Genomic DNA, 1,295 nt, shown 5'->3' with positions numbered 1-1,295 from the left:
TGTTCATGACCTTGAGCGGATAAGCCGATGCGTGGAATGGACGAGATGCAAGAACCGCTGTTCACGACGGTGAAGCTGGAAGACTTCGTGCCGGCCGATCACCCGTTGCGGCCACTTCGACTGCTGGTCAATCAGGCGTTGAAGCGGCTCAACGGGCTGTTCGGCACGATCTATGCGGACAGCGGTCGCGCCTCGATTGCGCCGGAGAAGCTGCTGCGTGCGTTGCTGCTGCAGGTGTTTTACTCGGTGCGCAGCGAGCGCATGCTGATGGAGCAGATGCGCTACAACCTGCTGTTTCGCTGGTTCGTCGGCGTGGCCATCGAAGACGCCGTCTGGGACCACTCGGTATTCTCGAAGAACCGTGACCGGCTGCTTGAGCACGAAGTGATCGAGGCGTTCTTTACCGAAGTCATGAGCTTGGCGGACAAGCAAGGGTTGCTGTCCAGAGAGCACTTCTCGGTCGATGGCACGCTGATCCAGGCGTGGGCCAGTCACAAGAGCTTCCGTCCCAAGGACGGCTCGGACGATCCGCCGGCCGGCGGCGGACGTAATGCCGACACGGACTGGAAAGGCAAACGGCGCAGCAACGACACGCATGAGTCGAGCACGGATCCGGACGCCCGGCTGTTCAAGAAGAGCAAAGGCACGCCGTCCATCCTGTGCTACCACGGTCACATCCTGATGGAGAACCGTTCGGGCTTGGTGGTCGGCGCCGTGGTGAGCCATGCCGACGGCTTCGCCGAACGCGCCAATGCATTGCGCCTGCTCGATTGCGTGCCCGGTCGTCATACCAAGACGCTCGGCGCCGACAAGGGCTATGACATGCGCGACTTCGTGCGGGACTGCCGTGCGCGCAAGGTGACGCCGCACGTCGCGCGCAATGACACGCATCAAGGCGGCAGCGCGATCGACGGCCGTACCTCGCGGCACGCCGGCTACGGCATCAGTCAGGTGAAGCGCAAACGCATCGAAGAGCACTTCGGCTGGGGCAAGACTGTCGGCAGGATTCGACAGACCGTGTATCGCGGCATCAAACGGGTCGACCAGCACTTCAAGTTGACGATGCTGGCGAGTAACCTGACCCGAATGGCTCGAATGCTGACGGTGGTACCGCAAGGAGCGATGCAATGAGCCGCCCGAGCAGCGCGGCCGTCGCGCAGCAACGCACCAGCAATCCCGCTCGCCAGCGGGGCAGCCACGACGATCTATCGGCACCTCGACGGCTAATCGCATACGAAATCCATTTAATCAGTGCCCCGGCCATCAAAACGGGGCGCTTTTCAACAGCCTGCTAG

1 protein-coding gene is annotated in these 1,295 nt (G+C 62.1%); it reads left to right on the top strand.

Features of this window, described 5'->3' with window-relative positions:
* The first annotated feature begins 36 nt into the window (after positions 1–36).
* Positions 37–1,131, top strand: a complete 1,095-nt coding sequence (locus J8I35_RS34365; protein WP_209929392.1) for an IS5 family transposase — start codon at positions 37–39, stop codon at positions 1,129–1,131.
* Positions 1,132–1,295: the final 164 nt, after the last annotated feature.

The sequence above is a fragment of the Burkholderia sp. CpTa8-5 genome (assembly GCF_017815045.1).
Classification (GTDB): Bacteria; Pseudomonadota; Gammaproteobacteria; order Burkholderiales; family Burkholderiaceae; genus Burkholderia; species Burkholderia sola.
The sequence above is the reverse complement of the archived record's forward strand: the minus strand, read 5'-3'. Positions and strand labels throughout refer to the sequence as shown.